The 810-nt window shown below is 47.8% G+C and carries 1 protein-coding gene; it reads right to left on the reverse strand.

The features are described 5' to 3' along the window. The coding region (locus tag R7O13_RS25875) for a phosphoenolpyruvate carboxykinase (ATP) (protein ID WP_318305074.1) at window positions 1-810 on the reverse strand (810 nt) is incomplete at both ends.

Raw genomic sequence — 810 nt, forward strand, 5'->3', positions numbered from 1 at the left:
TTTGCGTGACCGCCTTTTGATACTGGCTTAACGATGTTTTCGATGTGGTAGATAGGGTAAGAAACACGTGTGTTTTCTGTCTTAGAACCGTCATCAAAATCGATAGAGCCGTCGCTACGAACCGTTACGTTTTCTAGCAGCGCATCGCGGCGGATCGCGTTGTAGATGTCTGGCTCCGCTTCTTTCGATAGCTTGATGGTTTTCGCGTAACAACCGCCTTCGAAGTTGAAGACACCATCGTCATCCCAGCCGTGCTCATCATCACCAATTAGAGCGCGTTTAGGGTCGGTAGAGAGTGTTGTTTTACCTGTACCAGATAGGCCGAAGAATACTGCTACGTCGCCGTCTTTGCCCATGTTGGCACTACAGTGCATCGATGCGATGTCTTTCAGAGGAAGGAAGTAGTTCATCATCGCGAACATACCTTTCTTCATCTCGCAGCCGTACCACGTACCACCGATCAGTTGTGTACGCTCAGTAAGGTTGAAGACCGTGAAGTTTTCAGAGTTCAGACCTTGCTCTTCCCATTTCGGGTTGGTGCATTTCGCGCCGTTCATTACTACGAAGTCAGGTTCAAACGTTGCAAGTTCTTCTTCGGTAGGACGAATGAACATGTTTTTCACGAAGTGTGCTTGCCATGCTACTTCTGTGATCACACGAATGCTCAAGCGAGTATCTGGGTTAGCACCACAGTAACCGTCAACGACAAATAGGCGTTTGCCAGACAACTGGTTAGTCACCAACTCTTTTAGGTCGTTCCACACTTCCTGAGTGATTGGTTTGTTGTCATTTTTTACGGTGTCAGAAGTC

Source organism: Vibrio sp. Y176, assembly GCF_033438945.1.